Genomic DNA, 24,764 nt, shown 5'->3' on the forward strand with positions numbered 1-24,764 from the left:
TTTTTTTAAGGATGAGGGACAAAAAAGGATATGAATCTACAATCAGTACTGGCAGAATTAAAGGGTCTGGGTCCTAAGTCTGCTGAAAAATTTCAAAAATTAGGGATTATCACTATAGAAAATCTGCTACTTTATTATCCTTTTCGTTATGAAGATTTTAAGAGCAAGTCAGTCTTTGACTTACAAGATGGAGAAAAAGCTGCTATTACAGGGAAAGTTGTCACCCCTGCCAATGTCCAATACTATGGTTTTAAGCGTAATCGTCTTAGCTTTAAAATCAAACAAGATGAGATGGTAATTGCTGTTAATTTCTTTAACCAACCCTACTTAGCAGATAAAATTGACCTGGATACAGAAATAGCTGTCTTTGGGAAATGGGACCAAAAAAAAGCTAGCCTGACAGGAATGAAATTATTAATGACTGTAGAAGATGACCTTCAGCCTGTCTATCACCTTGCTCAAGGAGTTAGCCAAACAGCCCTAATAAAAGCCATTAAATCAGCATTTGAAAGTGGACTAGTAGAAGAGATTCCAGAAAATTTACCCGATTTTCTTTTAGAAAAATATCGGCTCATGCCCAGAAAAGAGGCTGTTAAAGCCATGCATTTTCCTAATCATTTAGCAGACTATAAGGCTGCTTTGAGAAGAATTAAATTTGAAGAATTATTCTATTTCCAAATGAACCTTCAGGTACTGAAATATGCCAATAAGCAAGCAAGTTCTGGCTTAACAATCAGTTATCAGGAAGAAGAATTAAAAGACAAACTAGCACAACTCCCTTTTAGGCTTACCAATGCCCAAGAAAAAAGCCTTACAGAGATTTTAAAAGACATGAAATTAAGCCAGCACATGAATCGCCTGTTACAGGGAGATGTTGGCTCTGGTAAGACTGTTATTGCTAGCTTAGCTATGTTTGCTGCCTATACAGCAGGTTTCCAGTCAGCTTTAATGGTTCCAACAGAAATTTTAGCTGAGCAGCATTATGAAAGTCTACGTGAACTCTTCCCTGATTTGTCTATTGCTATTTTAAAGTCGGGAATGAAGGTTGCTGAGAAAAGAAGTGCTTTATCAGCCATAGCAGACGGCAGTGTAAACATGATTGTAGGCACACACGCCCTCATCCAAGATGCTGTTCAGTACCACAAGTTAGGTCTTGTTATAACGGATGAGCAACACCGTTTTGGTGTCAAACAAAGACGGATTTTTCGAGAAAAAGGGGAAAATCCAGATGTGCTCATGATGACAGCCACGCCCATTCCCAGAACCCTAGCCATTACAAGCTATGGTGAAATGGATGTTTCTATCATTAATGAATTGCCAGCAGGGCGAAAGCCTATTCTAACACGCTGGGTCAAACACCAACAACTAGATAATGTGCTGACTTGGATGACCAAAGAAATCGCCCAAGGCGCCCAAGTCTATGTCATCTCTCCCTTGATTGAAGAATCAGAGGCATTAGATTTAAAAAATGCTGTCGCTTTAGAAGAAGATTTGAAAGAATACTTTAAAGACAGAGCAAGAATCGCCTTGATGCATGGAAAGATGAAAAATGACCTGAAAGATCAGATCATGCAGTCCTTTAAAAGACAAGAGATTGATATTTTAGTTTCTACCACTGTCATCGAGGTTGGAGTCAATGTTCCCAATGCAACTATTATGCTGATCATGGATGCTGACCGTTTTGGGCTCAGCCAATTACACCAGTTGCGAGGCCGTGTAGGGCGAGGGCATAAGCAATCCTATGCTATTTTAGTAGCCAATCCTAAAACCGATTCTGGTAAAGAACGCATGAAAATAATGACCCAAACCAATGATGGCTTTGTCTTGGCAGAGGCCGATTTAAAGATGCGTGGTTCTGGTGAAATTTTTGGGACTAGGCAGTCAGGAATTCCTGAGTTTAAGACTGCTGACATTGTTGAAGACTATAATATCTTAGAGGAAGCAAGACGGGTTGCAAGTGACATTGCTAGTCAAGACAATTGGCAGGCTGATCCTCGTTGGTATAGGATTGAGAAATATTTGACTGCTTACTTTAGTTTTGATTAAGATAATCTTTCTAAAGCTTGATTATGAAAACAAGAAGAAGCCTGCTTAATCTCAGAAATTAATAGTTAAAAATGATATACTGACTATAAAAAGGGGCAAAAGGAGTAAGCTATGAATAAGCAAAGGATTGGCCAAACAGATATTGAGGCCTCGCGAATTGCCTTAGGCTGTATGCGACTGTCAAGTCTGACAAGTACAGAAGCTAGCAGACTATTGGAAACTGCCTTTGATCAGGGAATTGATTTCATTGACCATGCTGATATCTATGGAGGTGGGGAATCAGAAATACGCTTTAGTCAGGCCATGAAATCCATTAAGCTGAGTCGAGATCAGTATATTCTTCAATCAAAATGTGGCATTAAAGATGGGATTTATGATTTTTCCAAGGAACATATTGTAAGCTCTGTTGATGGCATTTTAAAGAGGCTAGGTACAGACTATCTCGATTTTTTAGTTCTCCATCGTCCAGATGCTCTGATGGAACCTGAAGAAATAGCGGAAGCTTTTAGCCAACTTGAAAAAGCAGGCAAGGTGAGATATTTTGGTGTCAGCAATCAAAATCCTTATCAAATGCAATTATTGCAGGCTTCGTTAGAGCAAAAATTGGCTATTAACCAAATGCAGTTGTCACCAGCACACACCCCAATGCTTGATGCAGGCTTTAATGTCAATATGCGAAATCAGGCTGCTATTAATCGTGATAATGGTGTCCTAGAATATTGTCAATTACACAAAATGACTGTACAAGCCTGGTCACCTTTTCAAATTGACCTTGATAAGGGGCTTTTTAGAGGGAATCCCGATTATCACCAGTTGGATGAAACCCTTGATGCCTTAGGGCAAAAGTATGGCGTAGCAGCAGAAGCCATTATTATTGCTTGGATTTTACGTCATCCTGCTAAGATACAAGCTATTGTTGGTTCAATGAATCCTGAACGCCTTATCAAAATAGCTCAGGCAAGTACTTTTAACTTAACACGTTCTGAATGGTATGCTATTTATCTCAGTGCTGGGAATTCAATACCATAAAATAAAATCCCAACTAGATAATTCTAGTTGGGATTTTATAGTAGTTAGCCTTGAATATAATCTCTTAGTTCTTGCCCTGTTAGGCCAGCATTTAAGGCAATCAAAAGTTTGAGTCTGGCCTTTGGGGCATTGAGTTCTTTGACAAACATGACACCAGCTTCATGAAGCATAGCTCCACCCCCTTCATAGCCATAGACAGGCTCTGCGATGCCATTAAAGCAACGAGAAACCAAAACGACAGGAAGTCCAGAAGCGATTAATTTTTTAATTTCGGGAACTGCTAGGGGTGGAATATTACCAGCACCTAGAGCTTCAACAACTAATCCTTGAATTTTGTCAGCTGATAAAAAGCTGAGAATACTACCATCTCCCATACCAGCGTAAGCCTTAATAATAGGCACATTTCCTTCAATAGCATCAATGTCAAAACGCACTCTGGGCTCTGCATTTTTAAAGAATAATAAGTCTTTTTTCATGACAACCCCTAAAGGTCCATGGGTTGGGGTGTGGAAGGTAGCAATATTTGTGGTGTGGGTTTTTGTGACATATTTGGCTGCATGAATTTCATCATTCATAACTACTAGAATTCCTTTGCCTCTGGCCTTATCATGGCAAGCAACTCGTAGGGCGGTCAGATAATTGTAAATGCCATCACTTCCTACCTCGTTGGTGCTCCGCATTGCCCCTGTAATAATAATGGGAATATCAGGAAGGTTCATGGTATCTAAGAAATAAGCTGTTTCCTCCAAGGTATCGGTTCCGTGCGTGATGACAATACCGTCATAGCGTGCTCCCTCATTCTTGATGTGTTTATATAAGATAAGCATGTGCTTAGGAGTGATATGAGGACTTGGTAGGTTAAAAATATCCCGAACAGTTAATTGCAGGTTGTCAAGATCAACTCCAATCTGGCTCATAGGGTTAATTTGGTTAGGGAAAACCTTGCCATCTGCATCCGCTTGCATGGAAATGGTTCCACCTGTATGTAGTACAAGAATTTGTTTCATTAATTGCCATACTTCTTTCAAAATTTGTGTTATAATCTATTCTATCATAATATAGAAGAGAGTAAAAAAGCTTTTGACAATTAAGGCAGTCTTTTTTGACATTGATGGAACCTTATTAAATGACCGTAAAAATGTTCAAAAAACCACCCAAAAGGCAATTCATAGTTTAAAAAATCAAGGGATCATGGTTGGCTTGGCAACAAGTCGAGGACCAGCTTTTGTTCAGCCATTTTTGGAAAATTTTGGTTTAGATTTTGCAGTCACTTATAATGGCCAGTATTTAGTAACAAGAGATAAAATACTATATCAAAACCAGCTATCCAAGTCTATGATATATAAAGTGATTCGCTATGCTAGTGATAAGAAAAAAGAGGTTTCCTTAGGAACTGCCTCTGGTTTAGCCGGGTCTCGTATTATTGATATGGGAACAAGTTCTTTTGGTCAGTTTGTGTCTAGTTTTGTTCCAAAGAGTATGGTTACAACTGTTGAGAGCAGTTTCAAGCACTTGATACGACGGATTAAGCCACAAAATTTTGATAATCTGGTCACCATAATGCGTGAGCCGATTTTCCAAATTGTCATGGTAGCTTCTGCTGAAGAAACAAAGGAGATTAGAGAAAAATTTCCTCACCTTAAAATCACAAGAAGTAGTCCCTATTCCATTGATTTAATTTCTGTAGACCAATCAAAGATTAAGGGAATTGAACGTCTGGGGCAGATGTTTGGCTTTGAACTCTCAGAAGTCATGGCCTTTGGTGATTCTGATAATGATTTAGAAATGTTAACAGGTGTTGGTGTTGGTGTTGCTATGGGCAATGCTGATGAATTGGTCAAGGCCGATGCGCATTTTATCACAGCCTCTAACAACAATGGTGGCATTTCTAAGGCTCTAGCTCATTATGGCCTCATTCATTTTGATCTGGATAAGAGCTTTAAGAGCCGTGATGAAAACTTTAATAAGGTTAAGGACTTTCATCAGCTTATGGATGGAGATACCATTGAAACACCTAAGGGTTATTCCTTAAAGGATGCTGTTCACCGTGCCGACTTTAAGATAGAGGAATTGGTTGAATTTATCTTTGCAGCTAGTCAAGGTGATAAAAATCAATTTACCCAAGCTGTTATGGATCTGCATTCAGCTATTGATAAGGCAGCTATTAAGGTCCAATCTAAAGAACATATGGAATCTCCTTTGGTAGGTCAAGTGGATGCCTTAACAGACTTGCTTTATTTTACCTATGGCTCCTTTGTTTTAATGGGGGTAGATCCTCAACCTATTTTTGAAACAGTACATGAAGCTAATATGGGTAAGATCTTTCCAGATGGTAAGGCTCATTTTGATCCTGTTACTCATAAAATCTTAAAACCCAATAATTGGGAAAAACATTATGCCCCTGAGCGAGCTATCAAGAAGGAACTTGATAAACAACTCCAAAAATCCTTACAAAAACTTGAAAAATAAAATGATGGGAGAATTATTGGTTGGATAAAGTTTAATAGGCTATTTTGAACTTTAATTCTGATTAATTCCCTAGTATACTAAATATTTTCCATATGAGTCTTTCTAATAAAAGCTAGCTTGCTTTTATTGTAGGCCATATGGGATTTTTTATGTACTTAAAAAGCTCCATAATATCTGGGTGTGAAGCTTATCCACTACAGAAATTATAGAGCCTGACGTTTTTTAAATAGCGTATGTTACATGGTTTTATTAGTATCACGAACAACTAGTAAGTCAACCTTAGCATTACGCATAATATATTCAGAAGATGAACCGATAAGTAGGCGCTCAAAGGTGTTTAAACCAGTAGCTCCAACCATTATTAAGTCTACCTTTTCTTGGTCAGGAATATCGTGGGCTAGGAGACTTTTAGGATTACCAAACTCAATGACTTGTTTTACCTTTGTTACCCCATGGTCACGGGCCTGTTTTTCTAACTCAGCTAAAACATCTTTTGCTTCTTGTTCTAATTTGTCGTAGATATAAGTGTCAAATGTAGCTACACTTTGTAAGGCGCGTGTGTCCACTACATGGGCTAAAATCAGCTCAGCATCATTTCTCAAGGCAACATTGACCCCTTTATTAAAAGCTAATTCTGATTCATAAGAACCATCAACAGCAACTAAGATGTGTTCATATTTTTGTATCATAGTAGTATCCTCCTTTGATTACTATCAAAAAGCAAGTACTTTTCTTAAGTCCTATTATACTCCATTTCGAAGAAATTTGAAAGCGGTTTATAATGTTTTCTGAAATTTTTTGCTCTAACTTTCTCCTCAAGTCTCAGCTTGCTAAAATCTTCCTATTTTAGTTTTTTTTGTTTATAATGTTATGAGCGAGGTAGAAGTAATGAAAATTTTTGAGAAATCATCTAAATTAGAGCATGTGGCTTATGATATTCGAGGCCCTGTTTTAGAGCAAGCAGAGCAAATGATGGCTAATGGTGAAAAAATACTCCGTCTAAACACTGGTAATCCAGCAGCTTTTGGATTTGAAGCACCAGATGAAGTTATCCGTGACCTGATTATGAACGCACGTAACAGTGAGGGTTATTCTGATAGTAGGGGGATTTTTTCAGCTCGAAAAGCGATTATGCAGTATTGCCAGTTGAAGAACTTTCCTGAAGTTGATATTAATGATATTTATCTAGGAAATGGTGTTTCAGAATTAATCTCTATGTCTTTGCAGGCCCTCCTTGATAACGGGGATGAAGTATTAGTTCCTATGCCTGATTATCCCTTATGGACAGCCTGTGTTAGCCTAGGTGGGGGTAAAGCTGTTCATTATCTGTGTGATGAATCAGCAGACTGGTATCCTGATATTGATGATATCAAGGCTAAGGTAAGCCCTCGTACAAAAGCAATTGTTGTTATCAATCCCAATAATCCTACAGGTGCTCTGTACCCCAAAGAGCTATTAGAAGAGCTTGTTCAAATAGCTAGAGAAAATGAATTAATTATTTTTGCTGATGAAATCTATGATCGCCTTGTAATGGATGGCGAAGAACATATTGCTATTGCTTCATTGGCTCCTGATGTCTTTTGTGTTTCAATGAATGGTCTTTCAAAATCACACCGAATTGCAGGCTTTCGAGTGGGTTGGATGGTCTTGTCAGGGCCTAAAGAAAATGTTCGGGGTTACATTGAAGGTGTGAATATGTTAGCCAATATGCGCCTGTGTTCAAATGTTTTAGCTCAACAAGTCGTTCAAACTTCCCTAGGAGGCTATCAATCAGTTGATGAACTCTTGTTGCCAGGTGGTAGAATCTTTGAACAGCGTAATTTTATGTATCAGGCTATTAAGGATATTCCAGGACTCTCAGCTGTTAAGCCTAAAGCGGGACTTTATATTTTCCCAAAAATTGATCGAAACATGTATTGTATTGATGATGATGAACAATTTGTGTTAGATTTATTAAAACAAGAAAAGCTTATGCTTGTTCATGGACGAGGTTTTAATTGGAAGGAACCAGATCATTTCCGCATCGTTTATTTACCAAGGGTAGAAGAACTAGCTGATGTTCAGGAAAAAATTACCAGAGTTTTACAACAATACAAACGCTAATCTAATTCTCATATTAAAATCATTATTAATAAGTCAATTATTTATTAGACTTAGCTCATTTCTTGAAAGCCAAGCAGGAAAAGGGACTTGCCCATTGTAGAAATAATAGAAAATTTTCTGATAATTCCTTGCGCAATCTAATAGGCTTTGGTATAATTGAGACGCAAATATTATCAAAGGAAAAGGTGGAAAATGCCAAACTTATTAGAAAAAACACGAAAAATCACCTCTATTCTGCAACGTTCTGTTGATAGTTTAGAGACTGAGTTGCCGTACAATACCATGGCTTCTCGTTTGGCAGACATTATTGATTGTAATGCCTGCATTATCAATGGCGGTGGAACATTACTGGGATACGCGATGAAGTACAAAACAAATACAGACCGTGTAGAAGAGTTCTTTGAAGCTAAACAGTTCCCAGATACTTATGTTAAAGCAGCTAGTCGTGTTTATGATACAGAATCTAATCTGACAGTTGATAACGATTTAACCATTTTTCCAGTAGAGTCAAAAGACATCTACCCTGATGGTTTAACGACAATTGCTCCTATCTATGGAGGAGGAATGCGTCTGGGGTCACTTATTATCTGGAGAAATGACAAGAAATTTAACGATGATGACCTTATCTTGATTGAAATCTCAAGTACAGTAGTAGGTATTCAACTCTTAAACCTCCAAACTGAAAACTTAGAAGAAACTATTCGTCGCCAAACAGCTGTTAATATGGCTATTAACACCCTATCTTATTCCGAAATGAAAGCTGTCGCAGCTATTCTTGGAGAATTAGATGGAAATGAAGGTCGCCTAACAGCCTCAGTCATAGCTGACCGCATCGGAATTACCAGGTCTGTTATCGTAAACGCCCTACGTAAATTAGAGAGTGCTGGCATTATTGAAAGCCGGTCACTAGGTATGAAAGGTACTTACCTTAAAGTTATTAATGAAGGTATTTTTGATAAACTAAAAGAGCTTTAAGAATTACTAATCCCTTAAAAGTGAGACATTATGTCCTACTCTTAAGGGATTTTTTTATCGGTTAATACATATGTCTTGACACATATAAAGCTTATTGCTACAATAGAAAACTGTTTGAATATAATTTAAAACCTTAATCTCCTTTTATGGGCTAAAGCACATGATTAAGGGATTTAGGAGGAATGTTACTAATGAAAGCCTTGATTTCTATTGACTATACTTATGATTTTGTAGATGATAAGGGAAGCCTAAGTGCAGGATTAGCTGTGCAAAAAATCTCAGAGTCCATAGCAAAAAGCACAGAGGAAGCTTATCAAAAAGGCTATTATATTTTTTTCACAATTGACAACCATGACCAAGATGATGATTACCATCCTGAGAGTAAGTTGTTTCCCCCTCATAATATTAATGGAACAAAAGGGCGTGACTTGTATGGTCACCTAGGAGATATTTATAAGCAGATAAAAGCTGATAAAAAGAAGGTATTCTGGATAGATAAAAAATACTACTCTGCTTTTTCTGGTACTGAACTGGATCTTAGTCTCCGACAACGTGGCATTGATACCCTTATCTTAACAGGGGTTCTAACTGATATCTGTATTCTTCATACAGCTATTGATGCCTATAGACTTGGCTATAAGGTCGAAATTGTGACTTCTGCTATTGCTAGTAATTCCATAGAAAATCATAAGTGGGCACTTAATCATTGCAAGACAGTGTTAGGCGCAAGTTTAGTAGATGCCATTTACTAGTAGACTGTTTTTTTAGCTAAGGATAGTTAGATTGATTAGATAAAAATAGTAATATGAGCTAAAATAGACCCTTAGAAAGTATACCTTTCTAAGGGTCTATTTGTTATCTGTTTATCCTTCTTTTTTAGGATAAATTGACTAGTAGGTGTGGAAACCTCGTCCACTTGCTTTACCAGTGTAACCCTTATCTAAAAAGTCTTCTTTTAACATTTTAGCTATATGAGCCCTTAGAGAATTAGGGTCATTTTGGGTTTCAGCATGGTTGTTGAGGATATTATAGGCTGTTTCAATACCGATAATATCAAGAATTTCAAGGGGACCAAAAGGAGCACCAGTTCCAAGTTTCCAAGCCTTATCAATAGTATCAGGATCAGCAATATCTTTGTAGTAGAGCGTTAGTGCACTCTTTAGAAAAGGAATCAAAATAGAATTAAGAATATAGCCTGCTTGTTCCTGTTTTAGGGTCAAGGGTACCATGCCCATTTCTTTTGCGAAGGTTAGTGTTTTTTGATAAGTGTCTTCACTGCTTGCTTTGTGACCCATAATCTCAACAATATTATTTTGCCAGATATTATTAGCAAAGTGCAAGGCTATGAATTTATCTGGCCGTCCACTAATATCTGCAAATTGACTAGGAATAAAGGTTGATGAATTGCTTGCAAAAATAGTTTTTGAAGGAGCAACTTGAGCTAGTTGTTTGTAAAAACTTGCTTTAATGTCCACATTTTCTGGTATAGCCTCAATGACTAAATCAGCAGCCTTGATAGCTTCTTTTAAGTCTTTAGAGAGGGCTATTTGACTTGGTAGCTGCTCTACTAGGGTAAGAGACTCACTTACTTTTGTCAGAAAGTTGTCATCTAGTTCTGGTAATAAATTTTTATTATAGTTTAGGGTAGAAAGCTTTTCATGATAAGCTTTTTTTGCTTTTTCAATTTCTGCTTGGTAGATACTAGCTAATTTTTCAAGTCGCTTTTCCCCTGACTTTAGGGCTTGATCATCGATATCATAAATAGTGACTTCGAATCCCTTATAAGCAGCTTGAAAGGCTATTTGACTTCCTAAAACCCCGCTACCTGCAACAGTAACTTTTTTTATAGTCATCATAAGACCTCCTAATGTTGTAATCGTTTACAATTGGAGTTTAACAAATGTAGGAAGGGAAATCAACTAATTAAATTGACAGATAAAATTACTTTTATCAGTTTTTAGTTGCATTTCGAGAAAGAGAGTATTATGATATACTATATAATATATAGTATATCATAATTAGAGGGGTGATTCTTATTCAATTAAGTCAGAGGCAAAAAGAAATTCTTGACATTGTCAAAAGCAAGCAACCCATTACTGGGGAGAAGATAGCTGAGCACCTGCACCTAACACGAGCAGCTCTTAGGTCAGATTTAGTCGTTTTGACCATGCTGGGGTTTTTAGATGCTAAACCTAAGGTTGGCTACTTCTATGTGGAGGACAGGGAAGTCCTTCAGACCTCTACTGTTTTTAAGGAAACCAAGGTTTCGGATGTCATGGGGATTCCCTTAACAGTTAATCAAAAAGAGAGTGTTTATGATGTTATCGTTCATATCTTTATGGAAGATGCTGGCTGTGCTTTTATCTTAGATGAGAAGGATTATTTATGTGGGCTGGTATCACGTAAAGACCTCTTAAAAGCCAGCATTGGTGGAGGTGACCTCACTAAAATCCCAATAGGGATGATTATGACACGCATGCCAAATATTTCTACTGTAAGAGAAGATGATCTTTTGTTGGATGCAGCCCAGCAGTTGGTAGCAAAACAAGTTGATAGTTTACCTGTTGTAAGGCTAGAAGCAGATCACAAATATAAAGTGGTTGGTAAATTGTCCAAAACCATTATCACAAGATTATTTTTAGAAATTAAGGAATAAAGAAAGGATAGGCTTATGGATGATCAACTCTCTATTTTCATTGTCTCCGATTCTTTAGGCGAGACAGCAAGGGCAATAGCTAAGGCTTGTATTCAACAGTTTCCTAATCATAAGAATTGGAAATTTAAACGATTTTCCTATATTGATAACCAGGATTTACTAGATAAGGTCTTTGAGGAGACAAAAGATAAAACGGTTTGCTTGATGTTTAGCCTTGTAGACGATAGTCTAGCCCACTATGCTCAAGTAAAAGCAGAGCAGGAAAATCTTGTTTTTGTGGATCTCTTGTCCAATGTGATAAAAGCCATGTCGGATATTTCTGGTATGCAACCCTTGGGGCAACCAGGCTTACTTCGTAAACTGGATAGTCATTACTTTGAACGTGTTGAGGCTATCGAATTTGCGGTTAAGTACGATGATGGCAAGGATCCAAGAGGAATTTTAAAGGCTGATGTGATTTTATTGGGTGTGTCTCGAACGTCTAAGACCCCTCTTAGCATGTACCTAGCAGATAAGGAACTTAAGGTGGTTAATATTCCTATTGTTCCTGAAATTCCCTTACCCAAAGAATTATCCCAGATTAGTTCCAAAAAAATAATTGGCTTGACTAATTCTGTGGAACGTTTATGTCAGGTAAGAAAAGAAAGACTAAAAGCCATGGGCCTTTCCAGTACAAGTCACTATGCTAATAAAGAGCACATTTATGAAGAAGCCCAATATGCTGAGTCGGTTATGAAAAAACTCAAGTGTCCGATAATAAATGTTTCTGATAAAGCTATTGAAGAAACAGCCACTATTATTCTAGATATTTTAAAAACTAGCACTTTATAAATTGGAGGTAGTTATGGAAAAGGGAACTAAGTTTGTTTATGCTTTTGCAGAAGGTCATAAGGACATGAGACAGCTTTTAGGGGGAAAGGGGGCTAATCTAGCTGAAATGACTAGAATTGGCTTACCTGTTCCTCAAGGTTTTATCATTTCTACTCAAGCCTGTAATGCTTATTATGATAACGAGACGTCAATGCCAGCTCAGCTTTTAGAAGAGATTGACCATGCCTTAAATCAATTAGAAAGTAAAGAAGATAAGCAGCTAGGTGCCAAGGGGAACCCTTTGCTTGTATCTGTAAGATCTGGAGCAGTGTTTTCTATGCCCGGAATGATGGACACGATTTTGAACTTAGGTTTAAATGATGAAAGTGTTGAGGGACTTATTGAGGCAACCCAAAATCCACGTTTTGCTTATGATAGCTATCGTCGTTTTATTCAGATGTTTGCAGATGTTGCTATAGGTTTACCAAAAGATAAATTTGAAGCTGTTTTAGAGGAGGTTAAGCAAGCAAAGGCTTGTCAAGATGACACAGAGCTTAGTAGTGAAGATTTACAGGCTATTGTAGCAAGCTATAAAGCTATCTATAAGGAAGGGACAGGTCAGGATTTTCCACAAGATCCCAAGGAACAGTTGCTTTTGGCTGTAGAAGCAGTCTTTAAATCCTGGAATAATCCTAGAGCCAAGGTTTACCGTAGGCTTAATGATATTTCAGATAAGCTAGGAACGGCAGTTACCATTCAGGCCATGGTTTTTGGCAATATGGGTGACAAAAGTGGAACAGGCGTAGCCTTTACCAGAAATCCCTCTACAGGTCACAAGGCTCTTTTTGGAGAATATCTGATTAATGCTCAAGGAGAAGATGTGGTAGCTGGAATTCGAACCCCTCACAGTATAGATAGACTTAAGGAAGAAATGCCTCATATCTATCAAGAATTTCTTACCATTAGTCAACTCCTAGAAAAGCATTATGGTGATATGCAGGATTTAGAATTTACCATTGAAAGAGGTAAACTCTTCATGCTACAAACGCGAAATGGGAAAAGAACTGCCAAGGCTGCTATAAAGATTGCCTTGGACCAAGTAGCAGAAGGCTTAATCAGTAAAAAAGAAGCCATTTTAAGAATTGAGCCCAAACAGCTAGAACAGTTGTTACATCCTTCCTTTGATCTGGAAGAACTTGCAAAAGCTGAGCTTGTGGCAAGAGGCTTACCTGCTTCACCTGGAGCGGCCTGTGGGCATGTCTACTTTCATGCAGAAGATGCTCTAAGAGAGGCTCAAAAAGGGAAGGATGTCCTCCTTGTTAGACAAGAGACTTCTCCTGAAGATATTGAGGGAATAAACAGTGCTAAGGGAATTATTACAGCTCGAGGTGGGATGACTTCTCATGCAGCTGTTGTGGCGCGTGGCATGGGAAAACCTTGTGTAGCAGGTGCTAGTCAACTCCTAGTAGATGAAATCAATAGGCAGGTCGCTATTGGCCAAAAGAGGATCACAGAAGGGGATTTTTTAGCTATTGATGGAGCAAGTGGGCAGATTTATCTAGGTGAAATCCCAATGACCTCAGCTGTTTTTGATGAAGTCTTTCAAGAATTTATGTCGTGGGTAGATGAAGAGCGGACCATGTTGGTGCGAAGCAATGCCGATAATCCTCGGGATGCTCAAAAGGCTATGGAATTTGGGGCAGAAGGAATTGGCCTATGTCGGACAGAGCATATGTTCTTTGATGAAGAGCGGATTCTTGCTGTACGGCAAATGATAGTTGCGGATAATGTGGAAGATAGAGTCACTGCACTTGACCAGCTGCTTCCTTATCAAAGAGATGATTTTTATCACTTATTTAAGGTTTTAAATGGGAAATCATGTACTATTAGGCTCTTAGATCCTCCTTTACACGAATTTTTACCTCATGATCAAGAGGCTATTGAAGTATTAGCTGATCAACTGTCCTGTGATAGTCAGAAACTTCAGAAACGAATCAAGGAATTAGAAGAATTTAATCCCATGTTAGGACATCGTGGCTGCCGTTTAGCTATTACTTATCCAGAAATATACCAGATGCAGGCTAAAGCTATTGCGCAAGGAGCTATTAAGGCTATGGCAGAAGGTGTAGCAGTTAAGCCAGAGATTATGGTTCCCCTTGTTAGTAGCTTAGACGAATTGAAATTTACAAGAGCACTAATAGAAGAGGTTGTTGAACTAGAACTTGAAAAAAGTTCCTTATCATTGTCTTATACGATTGGGACTATGATTGAAACTCCAAGAGCCTGTGTTGTAGCTGATGATCTAGCTCAGCTAGCTGACTTCTTTAGTTTTGGGACTAATGATTTAACGCAAATGGGATTTGGTTTTTCTCGTGATGATGCTGGTAAATTTCTTGGTGACTACCTAGAAAAAGGTATTTTTGAAAAGGAACCCTTCCAGGTTCTAGACCAAAAAGGAATTGGAAGCTTGATACAAATGGCTGTTAAACGCGGTAGAAATAGCAAAGCACAGCTTAAGCTTGGTATATGTGGCGAACATGGTGGTGAACCTAGCTCAGTTGAATTTTGTTACCAAGCAGGTCTGGATTATGTTTCGTGTTCTCCATTTCGAATTCCTATAGCAAAATTAGCTGCCGCCCAGGCTAAGCTTAAAGCTTCTGGTTTAGATTGTGATAAGGATAAATAAAAATAGGACTAGCTTTACACTGTAGAGCTAGTTTTAACTTTAGAAATTTGATGAAGATGACTTGATAAGGATAAGTCTGCTCTATCAATTAAAGGGAAATATGATATAATAATTTAGACTATGTAAAAATGAAAACATACAAAAATCTAAGGAGAAATTATGAAAATTTCTGAAGAAGAAGTGCGCCACGTAGCCACATTATCAAAATTATCATTTTCAGACCAAGAAACCAGTGAGTTTGCAAGTAGCCTCTCAAAAATTGTTGACATGGTTGAACTCTTGAATGAAGTAGATACAGACGGAGTAGCTGTGACAACTACCATGGCAGATCAAAAAAATGTTATGCGTCAAGATATCGCTCAAGCAGGTACTGACCGTGACTTATTATTTAGAAATGTTCCTGAAAAAGAAAATCATTTTATTAAAGTACCAGCTATCTTAGAAGATGGAGGAGATGCCTAATGTCATTTAATCATAAAACCATTGAAGAGCTACATGACCTCCTTGTAAGCAAAGAAATCTCAGCTAGAGAGTTGACTCAAGCAAGTATAGCTGATATTAAAGCACGTGAAGAGGCTGTAGGTTCATTTATCACTATTTCTGAAGAAGAAGCCCTAGCACAGGCTGATGCTATTGATGCTAAAGGCATTGATAAAGATAACATCATGTCTGGTATTCCTCTAGCTGTTAAGGATAATATTTCTACAAAGGGAATTCTAACTACTGCAGCTTCAAAAATACTTTACAACTACAAGCCTGTCTTTGATGCGACAGCTATTAGTAAGGCCTATGAAAAAGATATGATTGTTATTGGTAAAACCAACATGGATGAATTTGCTATGGGGGGATCTACTGAAACGTCATATTTTAAAAAGACAAAAAATGCCTGGGATCACAGCAAGGTTCCTGGAGGATCATCGGGTGGCTCTGCAACAGCTGTTGCTTCTGGACAGGTTCGTCTTTCTCTAGGGTCTGATACTGGAGGGTCTATTCGCCAACCTGCGGCCTTCAATGGTATTGTTGGTTTAAAACCAACCTATGGTAGAATTTCACGTTTTGGATTGATCGCCTTTGGCTCTTCCTTGGATCAGATTGGGCCCTTATCGCTAACTGTTAGAGAAAACGCCCAATTATTAAATGTTATTGCAGGACCAGACTCTAAAGATTCAACTTCTGCACCAGTGGGAATAGAAGATTTCACATCAAAAATTGGTCACGATATTAAAGGAATGAAAATTGCTTTACCTAAAGAGTATTTAGGTCAAGGTATTGATCCACAAATCAAAGAAAATATCCTTGCAGCTGCTAAACAATTTGAAAAATTAGGAGCGATTGTCGAGGAGGTAAGTCTTCCCCATAGTAAGTATGGTGTTGCTGTCTACTATATTATTGCCTCTTCTGAAGCTTCTTCAAATTTACAACGATTTGACGGTATTCGCTATGGCTTTAGGGCTGAGGATGCAAAGAGTTTAGAAGATATCTACGTTAAAACACGTAGCCAAGGTTTTGGTGATGAAGTTAAACGTCGGATTATGCTTGGAACCTTTAGTTTGTCTTCGGGTTATTATGATGCTTACTTTAAAAAAGCTGGTAGGGTACGTACCTTAATTATCCAAGATTTTGATAAGGTTTTTGCTGATTATGATGTGATTATGGGACCAACAACCCCAAGTCCAGCCTTTGGCCTTGATACTCTTAATCATGATCCAGTTTCAATGTATCTAGCAGACCTATTAACCATTCCTGTAAACTTAGCAGGCCTACCGGGAATTTCCATCCCTTCAGGCTTTGTTGATGGCTTACCAGTTGGTTTACAATTAATTGGACCTAAATATAGTGAAAACCGTATCTATCAAGTAGCTTCAGCCTTTGAAGCAAGCACTGATTACCACAAACAAGAACCTATTATTTTTGGAGGTGACAAGTAATGAATTTTGAAACCATAATTGGACTTGAGGTCCATGTTGAATTAAATACAGCTTCAAAAATATTCTCACCTTCTTCTGCCCATTTTGGTCAAGAAGCAAATGCTAATACAAACGTGATTGACTGGTCCTTCCCAGGAGTTCTTCCCGTTATGAATAAGGGTGTTATTGATGCAGGAATCAAAGCTTCGCTGGCTCTGAATATGGATATCCATACAAACATGCACTTCGACCGCAAGAATTATTTTTACCCAGACAATCCGAAAGCCTATCAAATTTCCCAATTTGATGAGCCTATTGGTTATAATGGCTGGATTGATATTAGACTTGAAGATGGCTCAAGCAAGAAAATAAGGATTGAACGTGCCCACCTTGAAGAAGATGCTGGAAAAAACACCCATGGAACAGATGGCTATTCCTATGTTGACTTAAATCGTCAGGGTGTCCCTTTAATTGAGATTGTTTCTGAAGCTGATATGCGTTCTCCAGAAGAAGCCTATGCTTATTTGACAGCTCTTAAAGAAATTATTCAATACACAGGGATTTCTGATGTTAAAATGGAAGAAGGTTCCATGCGGGTTGATGCTAATATCTCGCTTCGCCCTTATGGTCAAGAAGCCTTTGGTACCAAAACAGAACTCAAAAACCTTAACTCCTTTTCAAATGTTCGCAAAGGACTAGAATATGAAGTGGAACGTCAGGCCAAAATTTTACGTTCAGGAGGTATCATTCGTCAAGAAACCCGACGTTATGATGAGGCAAATAAGGCAACTATTTTAATGCGTGTTAAAGAAGGTGCTGCTGATTACCGTTATTTCCCAGAGCCAGACCTACCTCTCTTTGAAATTGATGACCAGTGGATCGAGGAAATGCGAGCAGAATTGCCACAATTTCCTGCCCAAAGACGTGCCCGTTATATTCAAGACCTTGCTCTATCAGACTATGATGCTAGTCAGCTAACAGCAACCAAGGCTTTATCGGATTTCTTTGAAGAAGCTATTGCCCTTGGAGGAGATGCGAAACAGGTCTCAAACTGGCTTCAAGGAGAAGTAGCTCAGTATCTAAATGCTGAAGCTAAAACAATTGAGGCAATTTCCTTAAGTCCAGAAAATCTGGTTGAAATGATTGCTATTATTAATGATGGGACTATTTCCTCAAAAATAGCTAAGAAGGTTTTTGTTCATTTAGCTAAAAATGGTGGTTCAGCTCGTGACTATGTTGAAAAAGCAGGCCTTGTTCAAATTTCTGATCCACAAGTTTTGATTCCAATTATCCACCAAGTCTTTGCAGATAATGAAGCTGCAGTAGCTGATTTTAAATCAGGTAAACGAAATGCAGATAAAGCTTTCACGGGTTTCTTAATGAAAGCAACAAAAGGACAAGCCAACCCCCAAGTAGCCCAAAAACTACTTGCCCAAGAACTTCAAAAATTAGTAGATTAAACCTAAAAATCCCTTATTTAAGGGATTTTTTAGTTTGTAGGTAAAGTAGACTTTTGTTGATTTTGCTAAAAAGTAGAATGAAAGAAAAAGTTAGTCATTGCTATAGTTTTAGCCCATATGCTATAATGTAAAAAAACAAAGAGGTGTAGAAATGATTGGATCTTTAATTGTCGGCGCTATTATTGGTATGATAGCTGGAAAAATTACAAAAAAAGGTTATTCCATGGGCTGTATTACTAATATCGTTGCAGGTTTGATTGGCTCATCTGTAGGGCAAGCCCTATTTGGGAATTGGGGTCCTCATTTAGCTGGTATGGCTCTGATTCCTTCTATTTTAGGAGCAGTAATAGTAGTAGCAGTTGTTTCCTTCTTTTTAGATAGATACTAAAAACCTTTGACATGTCAAAGGTTTTTTTGGAGGATAGGCAAAATAAAAAACCATAGATAGTATCTACGGTTTAATAAACTTAAGCAATTTTAGTAATGTTTGTTGCTTGAAGGCCACGTTGACCTTGCTCAACATCAAAGGATACTTTTTGACCTTCATCTAATGATTTGAAACCGTCAGATTGGATTTCTGAGAAATGAGCAAATACGTCTGCACCATTTTCTTGAGTGATAAAGCCGAAGCCTTTTTCTGCGTTAAACCATTTTACTGTACCTTGTGTCATTTGAGTTACCTCTATATATTTTATTTGTAAAGAATTATTAAGAGGAAAACAAAAGATAAAACTGATACTTTGACTCGAAAAACTTATTTACATTCCCTACTATAACAGTATAAACTTCATAAGTCAAGGATAAACCTTTTTATTTAACCATAAATGAAAGTAGTTATTTAAAAAACTATGAATAAGGTTTTAAAAAAACAAGCTCCCTAGAAATTGATGTAGACATCTTTCTGAAAGGGGTCTTGTCTTTTGCAACATAAAAGTGTCTTATCTAATATTGGTTGCACAGCTATTATAGAAGACTAATATTGTAAAAAGGTATCAATTAAGTGACAAAAATAGCTTTCTAAGAGGAGTTTGACATGAAGCTGCAAAGGGCTTGTAAAAAATGAGAAAAGTTATAGTAAATAGAGATTTTTTGTGGTAAAATTTAAAAAATATTAGGAGGTGCTTCCGTGAAAGCCATTATAACTGTTGTTGGAAAAGATAGTAAGGGAATAGTTGCTGGTCTTTCCACCAAAATAGCTGAATTGGGTTTGAATATTGATGATATCTCACAGACAGTCCTAGATGATTATTTTACAATGATGGCTATTGTATCATCTGAAGAGAAAAAAGACTTTACCTATTTGAGAAATGAATGTGATAAGTTAGGAGATAGCTTACAGGTAAAAGTTAATATTCAGAGTACAGCAATCTTTGATGCTATGTATAATCTATAAGGAGTTCTAAAAATGGATATAAGACAAGTTCGTGAAACGATTGAAATGATTGAAGAACAGCACTTTGATATTCGTACAATTACGATGGGCATATCTCTTTTAGATTGTATTGATAAGGATATCCATAAAGCAGCTGATAAAATTTACCAAAAAATTGTTACTAAGGCTGCTCGTTTAGTGGCAGTAGGAGACGAAATAGCAGCGGAACTAGGGATTCCAATTGTTAACAAACGTATTTCTGTGACACCTATTTCCTTGATTGGAGCAGCTAGCAATGCTAAGGATTATCTGCCTCTTGCTAGAGCCTTGGATAAGGCAGCGCATGATAGTGGTGTCGACTTTATTGGTGGTTTTTCTGCACTCGTTCAAAAAGGTTACCATAAAGGAGATCAGATCCTGATAAATTCTATTCCTCAGGCTTTAGCTGTTACAGATAAGGTTTGTTCTTCTGTCAATATCGGTTCAACAAAGTCAGGGATTAATATGACAGCAGTTGCTGATATGGGACGAATTATTAAGGAAACAGCAGAGCTATCAGAATTAGGGGCGGCAAAACTAGTTGTATTTGCAAATGCAGTTGAAGACAACCCTTTTATGGCAGGTGCCTTTCATGGTGTAGGTGAAGCTGACGTTGTTATTAATGTAGGTGTATCGGGTCCTGGAGTTGTAAAACGAGCTTTAGAAAAGGTTAGAGGTGAGAGCTTTGATGTTTTAGCCGAGACTGTTAAAAAAACTGCCTTCAAAATTACCCGCATTGGTCAATTGGTTGGTCAAATGGCCAGTGAAAGACTTGGTGTTAAGTTTGGAATTGTAGACTTATCACTAGCTCCAACACCAGCAATAGGTGATTCTGTTGCTCGTGTTTTAGAAGAAATGGGGCTAGAGATGGTTGGTACACATGGTACTACAGCAGCTTTAGCACTCTTAAATGATGCTGTTAAAAAAGGCGGTGTCATGGCATGTAACCAGGTAGGAGGCTTATCAGGTGCCTTTATTCCTGTCTCAGAAGATGAAGGTATGATAGCGGCTGTTAAGGCTGGGTCTTTAAATCTTGAAAAACTAGAAGCTATGACTGCGATCTGTTCAGTAGGCCTAGATATGATTGCCATTCCAGAAGATACTCCTAAAGAGACAATTGCTGCGATGATTGCTGACGAAGCTGCCATAGGTGTCATTAACCAGAAAACAACGGCTGTAAGGATTATTCCTAAAGGTCAAGTGGGTGATATGATAGAATTTGGTGGCCTCTTAGGGACAGCTCCTGTCATGGCTGTTAATAAACATTCTTCGGCAGATTTTATTGCCCGAGGGGGACAAATCCCTGCTCCTATCCATAGCTTTAAAAACTAAGAAAGTCACTTGCATGTTTTTGCAAGTGTTTTCTCTTAATGCTATAATTATAGAAAGGAACTTGGAGGATATTATGACAAAAACAAGGTTATACATTGCCCGTCACGGCAAAACAATGTTTAATACTATTGGACGTGCACAAGGGTGGAGTGATACCCCTTTAACAAAATTTGGAGAAGAAGGTATCCGTGAATTAGGATTAGGACTCAAAGATGCTGCAATACCTTTCAAGGCAGCTTTTTCAAGTGATTCCGGAAGAACAATGCAAACCATGGAAATTATCCTAAAAGAGTCAGAACATGAGTTTATCCCATATAGTAAGGATAAACGTATTCGAGAATGGTGCTTTGGTAGCTTAGACGGCGCCTATGACTCAGAACTCTTTTTAGGCGTTTTACCTAGAACTAAGGCATTTGAAGGCAAGAAGAATCTCAGAGATGTTCCCCTTTCAGAACTTGCTGAAAGTATTGTTGAAGTAGATACTGCTAACTGGGCTGAATCATGGGAAGTCTTAAGTAAGCGAATCTATGATGGTTTTGAAGCCATAGCTCTTTCTATCCAAAATGCAGGGGGAGGAAATGCTATAGTAGTAAGCCATGGAATGACTATTGGAACCTTTATGTGGCTAATAGACCCAGACAGAGAAAAGCAATATATTGATAACGGAAGTATCACTATTGTCGACTTTGAAGATGGAAAATTTAGCATCCAAGTCATTGGAGATATGAGTTTTAGATACCGTGGTCGTGAAATTATAGAGAAACTTAGCACATGAAAAATAATAAATTACTAATCTTTTTATTTAAATTTTTTATCGTTATTCTATTTTTGTCCTGTGTTTATATCTTTATAAAGGAAGAAAAACCAAGACAAGATAAGCTTCCTAAACAAGTGGAGTCTGTGACTCTTAAACAAAAAACAAGGGCTGACCTGCCAAAGGTTACAGTAGATGACTGGCAACTTCTTTTGGTTAATAAAGAGCACAAAAAAGAAGATTTACAAGTAGAACTAGCAGATATTAATGGTTTTAAAGTAGATAAGCGTATTGCTGATGCAACGGCAGAATTTTTGGCAGCAGCTCAGGCCATAGACCCTCAAGAACACATTCTTGCAGCTTATCGTAGTCTGGAAGAGCAAAACCAGCTTTATCACTCCTATGTGGAGCAAGAAATAGCAAATAATCCTAGTTTAAATCAGGAGGCTGCGGAAGCCTTGGTTCAGGCTTATTTTCCACTAGGAGGGGCAAGTGAGCATCAGACAGGACTTGCTATTGATATGAGTACAGTAGATGCACTTAATCAAAGTGATCAGCAAGTGGTTAAAAAAGTAGCAGAAGTAGCCCCTAAATATGGCTTTGTACTGCGTTTTCCAGAAGACAAGAAAGATGTTACAGGCCGAAACTATGAGGATTGGCATTACCGATATGTTGGTAAAAAATCAGCCCAATATATGACTAAGAATCATCTCTCTTTAGAAGAGTATCTAGCTATATTAAAGGAGAAAAAATGAGAGAGCGATTGAAGTTAAAATCATTTTTACTAGTTTTCTTTTCGTTTTTGTTCCTATTAATAGTTCCTTTACTATTTAATGCAACTACGCCTTTTGCCCAAAAGCAAGTAAAGGTTAACTATTCTGAAAAAACTTATCTTGCAACTATTGCTGAGGAAGTCAAACCCTACGCTAAGGTTTATGGAATAAGGCCCTCAGTTGTCATTGGACAAATTTTATTGGACACCCAGAATGGCCAAAGTTTATTATCCTATAAGTATCATAATCTTTTCTCGCTACCTGCAAGACCAGGACAGGGTTTTAAAATCTTAAAAACTAATCGGCCGATTGAAGGTCATGCTAAGGGCAGTAAGGTGGCCTTTGCTTATTATTCTAGCCGAAAAGCTTCAATTGAAGATTATTTTATGACCTTACGAAAGGGTGAGGTTTGGGATAAAAATCTTTATCGTCTCTTGGCAACAGATAAAGGTTACAAAGGCCCAGCACGAGTTCTAGGTGAATATCTTTATCCTGAGAATAAATCTTACCCAGAAAAACTCATCACAGTCATTGAAGAAAAGAAATTAACAAGCTATGATAAATAAATTAGCACTCTTTTTAAAAGAGTGCTAATTTATTGGATTTTATACTTGACAAGCTTTTTATTAGGAGTATAATGGAAATATAAGTTAGCAGTCTTTGGTAAGGAGTGCTAATTGGGAAGGGGGATTGTTTTTGATTACACCACGTCAAACTGAAATTCTCAATTTAATTGTTGACTTATTTACTCAAACGCATGAACCTGTCGGTTCTAAGGCTTTACAAGCTAGTATTGAATCGAGTAGTGCTACCATCCGTAATGACATGGCAAAGCTAGAAAAATTGGGTCTCCTTGAAAAAGCCCATACCTCTAGTGGGCGCCTACCAAGCACAGCTGGTTTTAAATACTTTGTTGAACATTCACTCAATTTAGATAGCATTGATGAAAAAGACATTTATCAATTAGTAAAAGCGATGGATTTTGAAGCTTTTAATTTGGAAGATATTTTAGAAAAAGCAAGTCAGATTCTAGCGGAAATCACAGGCTATTCAGTGGCTATCTTGGATGTTGATCCAGCTAGGCAGAAATTAACAGCCTTTGATATTGTTCAGTTGTCTAGTCATGATGCTCTGGCAGTCCTTAATCTAGATAATTCCAAACCTCTGACGGTCCAATTTGCTATTCCCAAAAATTTCTTGTCTCGTGATTTACTTAAAATCAAAGAAATTGTGGATGAAAGATTGGTAGAACGCGATCTTATGGATATTCATTATAAGTTGCGAACAGAGATTCCTCAGGTTTTACAAAAATATTTTTCCATAACTGATAATGTTCTTGACCTGTTTGACTATATTTTTAAGAGTCTCTTTCAAGAAACCATATTTGTTTCAGGAAAAGTTAGTGCCCTAAATTATTCAGGACTTGAAACCTATCAGTTTTTGGATCAAGAACAAAGCTTGGCCCTCTGCATTAGACAAGGAATGTCTGAAAATGAGATGGCTGTCGTCCAAGTGGCAGAAAGTAGTGAACCTGCCTTATCAGATTTAAGTCTCTTAACTTACAAGTTTTTAATTCCTTATAGGGGGTATGGCTTGTTGAGTTTGATTGGTCCTATTGATATGAACTACCGACGCAATGTTAGTTTGATTAATGTCGTGGGAAGAATTTTAGCCATTAAGCTAAGAGACTATTACCGCTATCTTAATAGTAATCACTATGAAGTTCACTAATAAGTGTCAGGTAAACTAATAGAAGAAAATAATGAAAGAGGTGCATCTTTTGTCAAAAAAACATAAAAAAGATGAAGAAATCATAAAAGAAGATATTCTTGATGATAATCCAAAAGAAGAAATGAATGATCAAACAAAAGAAGATCAGGTTAATCTAGATTCAGAAACAGAAGAAAAAGCTGAAAAAACAGAATTAGAATTAGCAAATGAACGTGCTGAAGACTTCGAAAACAAGTACCTTCGTGCCCATGCTGAAATGCAAAACATCCAACGCCGTGCGAATGAAGAACGCCAAAGCTTGCAACGTTATCGCTCACAAGACCTAGCTAAGAAAGTTTTACCAAGCTTGGATAATCTAGAACGTGCTTTAGCTGTTGAAGGTTTAACAGAAGATGTTAAAAAAGGCTTAGAAATGGTTCAAGAAAGTCTTGTTCAAGCTCTAAAAGAAGAAGGTATTGAAGAAGTTTCTGTTGAAAGCTTTGACCACAACCTGCATATGGCTGTACAAACCCTACCAGCTGATGAGGAACATCCAGTTGATACAATCGCCCAAGTCTTCCAAAAAGGCTACAAGCTACATGAGCGTTTGTTGAGACCAGCAATGGTTATTGTTTATAATTAA

General features: G+C 37.6%; 24 protein-coding genes. 20 read left to right on the forward strand and 4 right to left on the reverse strand.

The window, feature by feature from the left end:
- Positions 1-30 precede the first annotated feature (30 nt).
- Both recG and A3GU_RS0105685 read left to right on the forward strand, forming a co-directional pair.
- Positions 31-2,046, forward strand: a complete 2,016-nt coding sequence (recG, locus tag A3GU_RS0105680; RefSeq protein WP_018366573.1) for an ATP-dependent DNA helicase RecG — start codon at positions 31-33, stop codon at positions 2,044-2,046.
- A 111-nt stretch (positions 2,047-2,157) separates the two neighbouring features.
- Positions 2,158-3,075, forward strand: a complete 918-nt coding sequence (locus tag A3GU_RS0105685; RefSeq protein WP_018366574.1) for an aldo/keto reductase — start codon at positions 2,158-2,160, stop codon at positions 3,073-3,075.
- A 44-nt stretch (positions 3,076-3,119) separates the two neighbouring features.
- Here the strand turns inward: A3GU_RS0105685 and A3GU_RS0105690 are convergent, their stop codons facing one another.
- Entirely contained in the window at positions 3,120-4,082 is a 963-nt protein-coding gene (locus A3GU_RS0105690) for an asparaginase (RefSeq protein ID WP_018366575.1), read from the reverse strand.
- 73 nt (positions 4,083-4,155) lie between these two features.
- Between A3GU_RS0105690 and A3GU_RS0105695 the strand changes: the two genes are divergently transcribed.
- Positions 4,156-5,544 carry a Cof-type HAD-IIB family hydrolase gene (locus A3GU_RS0105695; RefSeq protein ID WP_018366576.1) on the forward strand — a complete coding sequence of 463 codons (1,389 nt, stop codon included), beginning with the start codon at positions 4,156-4,158 and terminating at the stop codon, positions 5,542-5,544.
- Positions 5,545-5,780: 236 nt separating this feature from the next.
- On the opposite strand, the gene A3GU_RS0105700 is transcribed toward A3GU_RS0105695, so the two are convergent.
- Complete coding sequence (locus A3GU_RS0105700; RefSeq protein WP_018366577.1) at positions 5,781-6,233, reverse strand: universal stress protein; 453 nt, start codon at positions 6,231-6,233, stop codon at positions 5,781-5,783.
- A 199-nt stretch (positions 6,234-6,432) separates the two neighbouring features.
- On the opposite strand from A3GU_RS0105700, the gene A3GU_RS0105705 reads away from it, so the two are divergent.
- The 3 genes from A3GU_RS0105705 (at position 6,433) to A3GU_RS0105715 (ending at position 9,374) form a co-directional block, all read left to right on the forward strand.
- Positions 6,433-7,647: a pyridoxal phosphate-dependent aminotransferase gene (locus tag A3GU_RS0105705; protein ID WP_018366578.1), complete on the forward strand. Its 1,215-nt coding sequence runs from the start codon at positions 6,433-6,435 to the stop codon at positions 7,645-7,647.
- 192 nt (positions 7,648-7,839) lie between these two features.
- Positions 7,840-8,622 (forward strand): GTP-sensing pleiotropic transcriptional regulator CodY, encoded by a 783-nt coding sequence (codY, locus tag A3GU_RS0105710; RefSeq protein WP_018366579.1) that lies wholly within the window; start codon positions 7,840-7,842, stop codon positions 8,620-8,622.
- Between the two features lie 191 nt (positions 8,623-8,813).
- Entirely contained in the window at positions 8,814-9,374 is a 561-nt protein-coding gene (locus tag A3GU_RS0105715) for a cysteine hydrolase family protein (RefSeq protein WP_018366580.1), read from the forward strand.
- Positions 9,375-9,512: 138 nt separating this feature from the next.
- On the opposite strand, the gene A3GU_RS0105720 is transcribed toward A3GU_RS0105715, so the two are convergent.
- A complete protein-coding gene (locus A3GU_RS0105720; RefSeq protein WP_281167238.1) occupies positions 9,513-10,499 on the reverse strand; it encodes a 3-hydroxyacyl-CoA dehydrogenase in 987 nt (328 codons plus the stop codon).
- A gap of 149 nt (positions 10,500-10,648) precedes the next feature.
- Here A3GU_RS0105720 and ccpN point away from each other — a divergent pair, with 149 nt between their 5' ends.
- From ccpN to A3GU_RS0105755, 7 genes are all read left to right on the forward strand, one after another.
- Positions 10,649-11,278, forward strand: coding sequence for a transcriptional regulator CcpN (ccpN, locus tag A3GU_RS0105725; RefSeq protein WP_018366582.1), 630 nt, complete (start codon positions 10,649-10,651; stop codon positions 11,276-11,278).
- Positions 11,279-11,293: 15 nt separating this feature from the next.
- Positions 11,294-12,109: a pyruvate, water dikinase regulatory protein gene (locus A3GU_RS0105730; protein WP_018366583.1), complete on the forward strand. Its 816-nt coding sequence runs from the start codon at positions 11,294-11,296 to the stop codon at positions 12,107-12,109.
- A gap of 13 nt (positions 12,110-12,122) precedes the next feature.
- On the forward strand, positions 12,123-14,774 hold the full coding sequence (gene ppdK, locus A3GU_RS0105735) for a pyruvate, phosphate dikinase (protein WP_018366584.1): 2,652 nt from the start codon (positions 12,123-12,125) through the stop codon (positions 14,772-14,774).
- Positions 14,775-14,933: 159 nt separating this feature from the next.
- Positions 14,934-15,236, forward strand: coding sequence for an Asp-tRNA(Asn)/Glu-tRNA(Gln) amidotransferase subunit GatC (gene gatC, locus A3GU_RS0105740; protein ID WP_018366585.1), 303 nt, complete (start codon positions 14,934-14,936; stop codon positions 15,234-15,236).
- Positions 15,236-16,702, forward strand: a complete 1,467-nt coding sequence (gene gatA / locus A3GU_RS0105745; RefSeq protein WP_018366586.1) for an Asp-tRNA(Asn)/Glu-tRNA(Gln) amidotransferase subunit GatA — start codon at positions 15,236-15,238, stop codon at positions 16,700-16,702. Before gatC ends, gatA begins: the two co-directional genes overlap by 1 nt.
- On the forward strand, positions 16,702-18,141 hold the full coding sequence (gatB, locus tag A3GU_RS0105750; RefSeq protein ID WP_018366587.1) for an Asp-tRNA(Asn)/Glu-tRNA(Gln) amidotransferase subunit GatB: 1,440 nt from the start codon (positions 16,702-16,704) through the stop codon (positions 18,139-18,141). The genes gatA and gatB overlap by 1 nt, the downstream gene beginning before the upstream one ends.
- Positions 18,142-18,292: 151 nt before the next feature.
- Entirely contained in the window at positions 18,293-18,529 is a 237-nt protein-coding gene (locus tag A3GU_RS0105755; RefSeq protein ID WP_018366588.1) for a GlsB/YeaQ/YmgE family stress response membrane protein, read from the forward strand.
- A gap of 79 nt (positions 18,530-18,608) precedes the next feature.
- Here the strand turns inward: A3GU_RS0105755 and A3GU_RS0105760 are convergent, their stop codons facing one another.
- Positions 18,609-18,812, reverse strand: a complete 204-nt coding sequence (locus A3GU_RS0105760; protein ID WP_018366589.1) for a cold-shock protein — start codon at positions 18,810-18,812, stop codon at positions 18,609-18,611.
- 455 nt (positions 18,813-19,267) lie between these two features.
- Between A3GU_RS0105760 and A3GU_RS0105765 the strand changes: the two genes are divergently transcribed.
- The 7 genes from A3GU_RS0105765 (at position 19,268) to grpE (ending at position 24,764) form a co-directional block, all read left to right on the forward strand.
- Complete coding sequence (locus tag A3GU_RS0105765; protein ID WP_018366590.1) at positions 19,268-19,534, forward strand: ACT domain-containing protein; 267 nt, start codon at positions 19,268-19,270, stop codon at positions 19,532-19,534.
- Between the two features lie 12 nt (positions 19,535-19,546).
- Entirely contained in the window at positions 19,547-20,884 is a 1,338-nt protein-coding gene (locus A3GU_RS0105770) for a PFL family protein (protein ID WP_018366591.1), read from the forward strand.
- Between the two features lie 73 nt (positions 20,885-20,957).
- A complete protein-coding gene (locus tag A3GU_RS0105775) occupies positions 20,958-21,659 on the forward strand; it encodes a histidine phosphatase family protein (RefSeq protein ID WP_018366592.1) in 702 nt (233 codons plus the stop codon).
- A complete protein-coding gene (locus A3GU_RS0105780) occupies positions 21,656-22,393 on the forward strand; it encodes a M15 family metallopeptidase (protein WP_018366593.1) in 738 nt (245 codons plus the stop codon). Before A3GU_RS0105775 ends, A3GU_RS0105780 begins: the two co-directional genes overlap by 4 nt.
- Complete coding sequence (locus A3GU_RS0105785) at positions 22,390-22,977, forward strand: glucosaminidase domain-containing protein (RefSeq protein WP_018366594.1); 588 nt, start codon at positions 22,390-22,392, stop codon at positions 22,975-22,977. Before A3GU_RS0105780 ends, A3GU_RS0105785 begins: the two co-directional genes overlap by 4 nt.
- Positions 22,978-23,107: 130 nt before the next feature.
- Entirely contained in the window at positions 23,108-24,142 is a 1,035-nt protein-coding gene (gene hrcA, locus A3GU_RS0105790; protein WP_018366595.1) for a heat-inducible transcriptional repressor HrcA, read from the forward strand.
- A 31-nt stretch (positions 24,143-24,173) separates the two neighbouring features.
- Positions 24,174-24,764: a nucleotide exchange factor GrpE gene (grpE, locus tag A3GU_RS0105795; RefSeq protein WP_018366596.1), complete on the forward strand. Its 591-nt coding sequence runs from the start codon at positions 24,174-24,176 to the stop codon at positions 24,762-24,764.

The organism is Streptococcus didelphis DSM 15616 (genome assembly GCF_000380005.1).
GTDB lineage: Bacteria > Bacillota > Bacilli > Lactobacillales > Streptococcaceae > Streptococcus > Streptococcus didelphis.

Excerpts from the sequence above, each read along its gene's own strand:
- recG (WP_018366573.1), top strand. The coding sequence starts at position 31 with ATGAATCTACAATCAGTACTGGCAGAATTAAAGGGTCTGGGTCCTAAG.
- gatB (WP_018366587.1), top strand. The coding sequence starts at position 16,702 with ATGAATTTTGAAACCATAATTGGACTTGAGGTCCATGTTGAATTAAAT.
- A3GU_RS0105705 (WP_018366578.1), top strand. The coding sequence starts at position 6,433 with ATGAAAATTTTTGAGAAATCATCTAAATTAGAGCATGTGGCTTATGAT.
- A3GU_RS0105685 (WP_018366574.1), top strand. The coding sequence starts at position 2,158 with ATGAATAAGCAAAGGATTGGCCAAACAGATATTGAGGCCTCGCGAATT.
- A3GU_RS0105690 (WP_018366575.1), bottom strand. The coding sequence starts at position 4,082 with ATGAAACAAATTCTTGTACTACATACAGGTGGAACCATTTCCATGCAA.
- A3GU_RS0105775 (WP_018366592.1), top strand. The coding sequence starts at position 20,958 with ATGACAAAAACAAGGTTATACATTGCCCGTCACGGCAAAACAATGTTT.
- ppdK (WP_018366584.1), top strand. The coding sequence starts at position 12,123 with ATGGAAAAGGGAACTAAGTTTGTTTATGCTTTTGCAGAAGGTCATAAG.
- A3GU_RS0105785 (WP_018366594.1), top strand. The coding sequence starts at position 22,390 with ATGAGAGAGCGATTGAAGTTAAAATCATTTTTACTAGTTTTCTTTTCG.
- A3GU_RS0105700 (WP_018366577.1), bottom strand. The coding sequence starts at position 6,233 with ATGATACAAAAATATGAACACATCTTAGTTGCTGTTGATGGTTCTTAT.
- gatC (WP_018366585.1), top strand. The coding sequence starts at position 14,934 with ATGAAAATTTCTGAAGAAGAAGTGCGCCACGTAGCCACATTATCAAAA.
- grpE (WP_018366596.1), top strand. The coding sequence starts at position 24,174 with ATGAAAGAGGTGCATCTTTTGTCAAAAAAACATAAAAAAGATGAAGAA.
- gatA (WP_018366586.1), top strand. The coding sequence starts at position 15,236 with ATGTCATTTAATCATAAAACCATTGAAGAGCTACATGACCTCCTTGTA.
- A3GU_RS0105730 (WP_018366583.1), top strand. The coding sequence starts at position 11,294 with ATGGATGATCAACTCTCTATTTTCATTGTCTCCGATTCTTTAGGCGAG.
- A3GU_RS0105770 (WP_018366591.1), top strand. The coding sequence starts at position 19,547 with ATGGATATAAGACAAGTTCGTGAAACGATTGAAATGATTGAAGAACAG.
- codY (WP_018366579.1), top strand. The coding sequence starts at position 7,840 with ATGCCAAACTTATTAGAAAAAACACGAAAAATCACCTCTATTCTGCAA.
- A3GU_RS0105755 (WP_018366588.1), top strand. The coding sequence starts at position 18,293 with ATGATTGGATCTTTAATTGTCGGCGCTATTATTGGTATGATAGCTGGA.
- A3GU_RS0105760 (WP_018366589.1), bottom strand. The coding sequence starts at position 18,812 with ATGACACAAGGTACAGTAAAATGGTTTAACGCAGAAAAAGGCTTCGGC.
- A3GU_RS0105780 (WP_018366593.1), top strand. The coding sequence starts at position 21,656 with ATGAAAAATAATAAATTACTAATCTTTTTATTTAAATTTTTTATCGTT.
- A3GU_RS0105715 (WP_018366580.1), top strand. The coding sequence starts at position 8,814 with ATGAAAGCCTTGATTTCTATTGACTATACTTATGATTTTGTAGATGAT.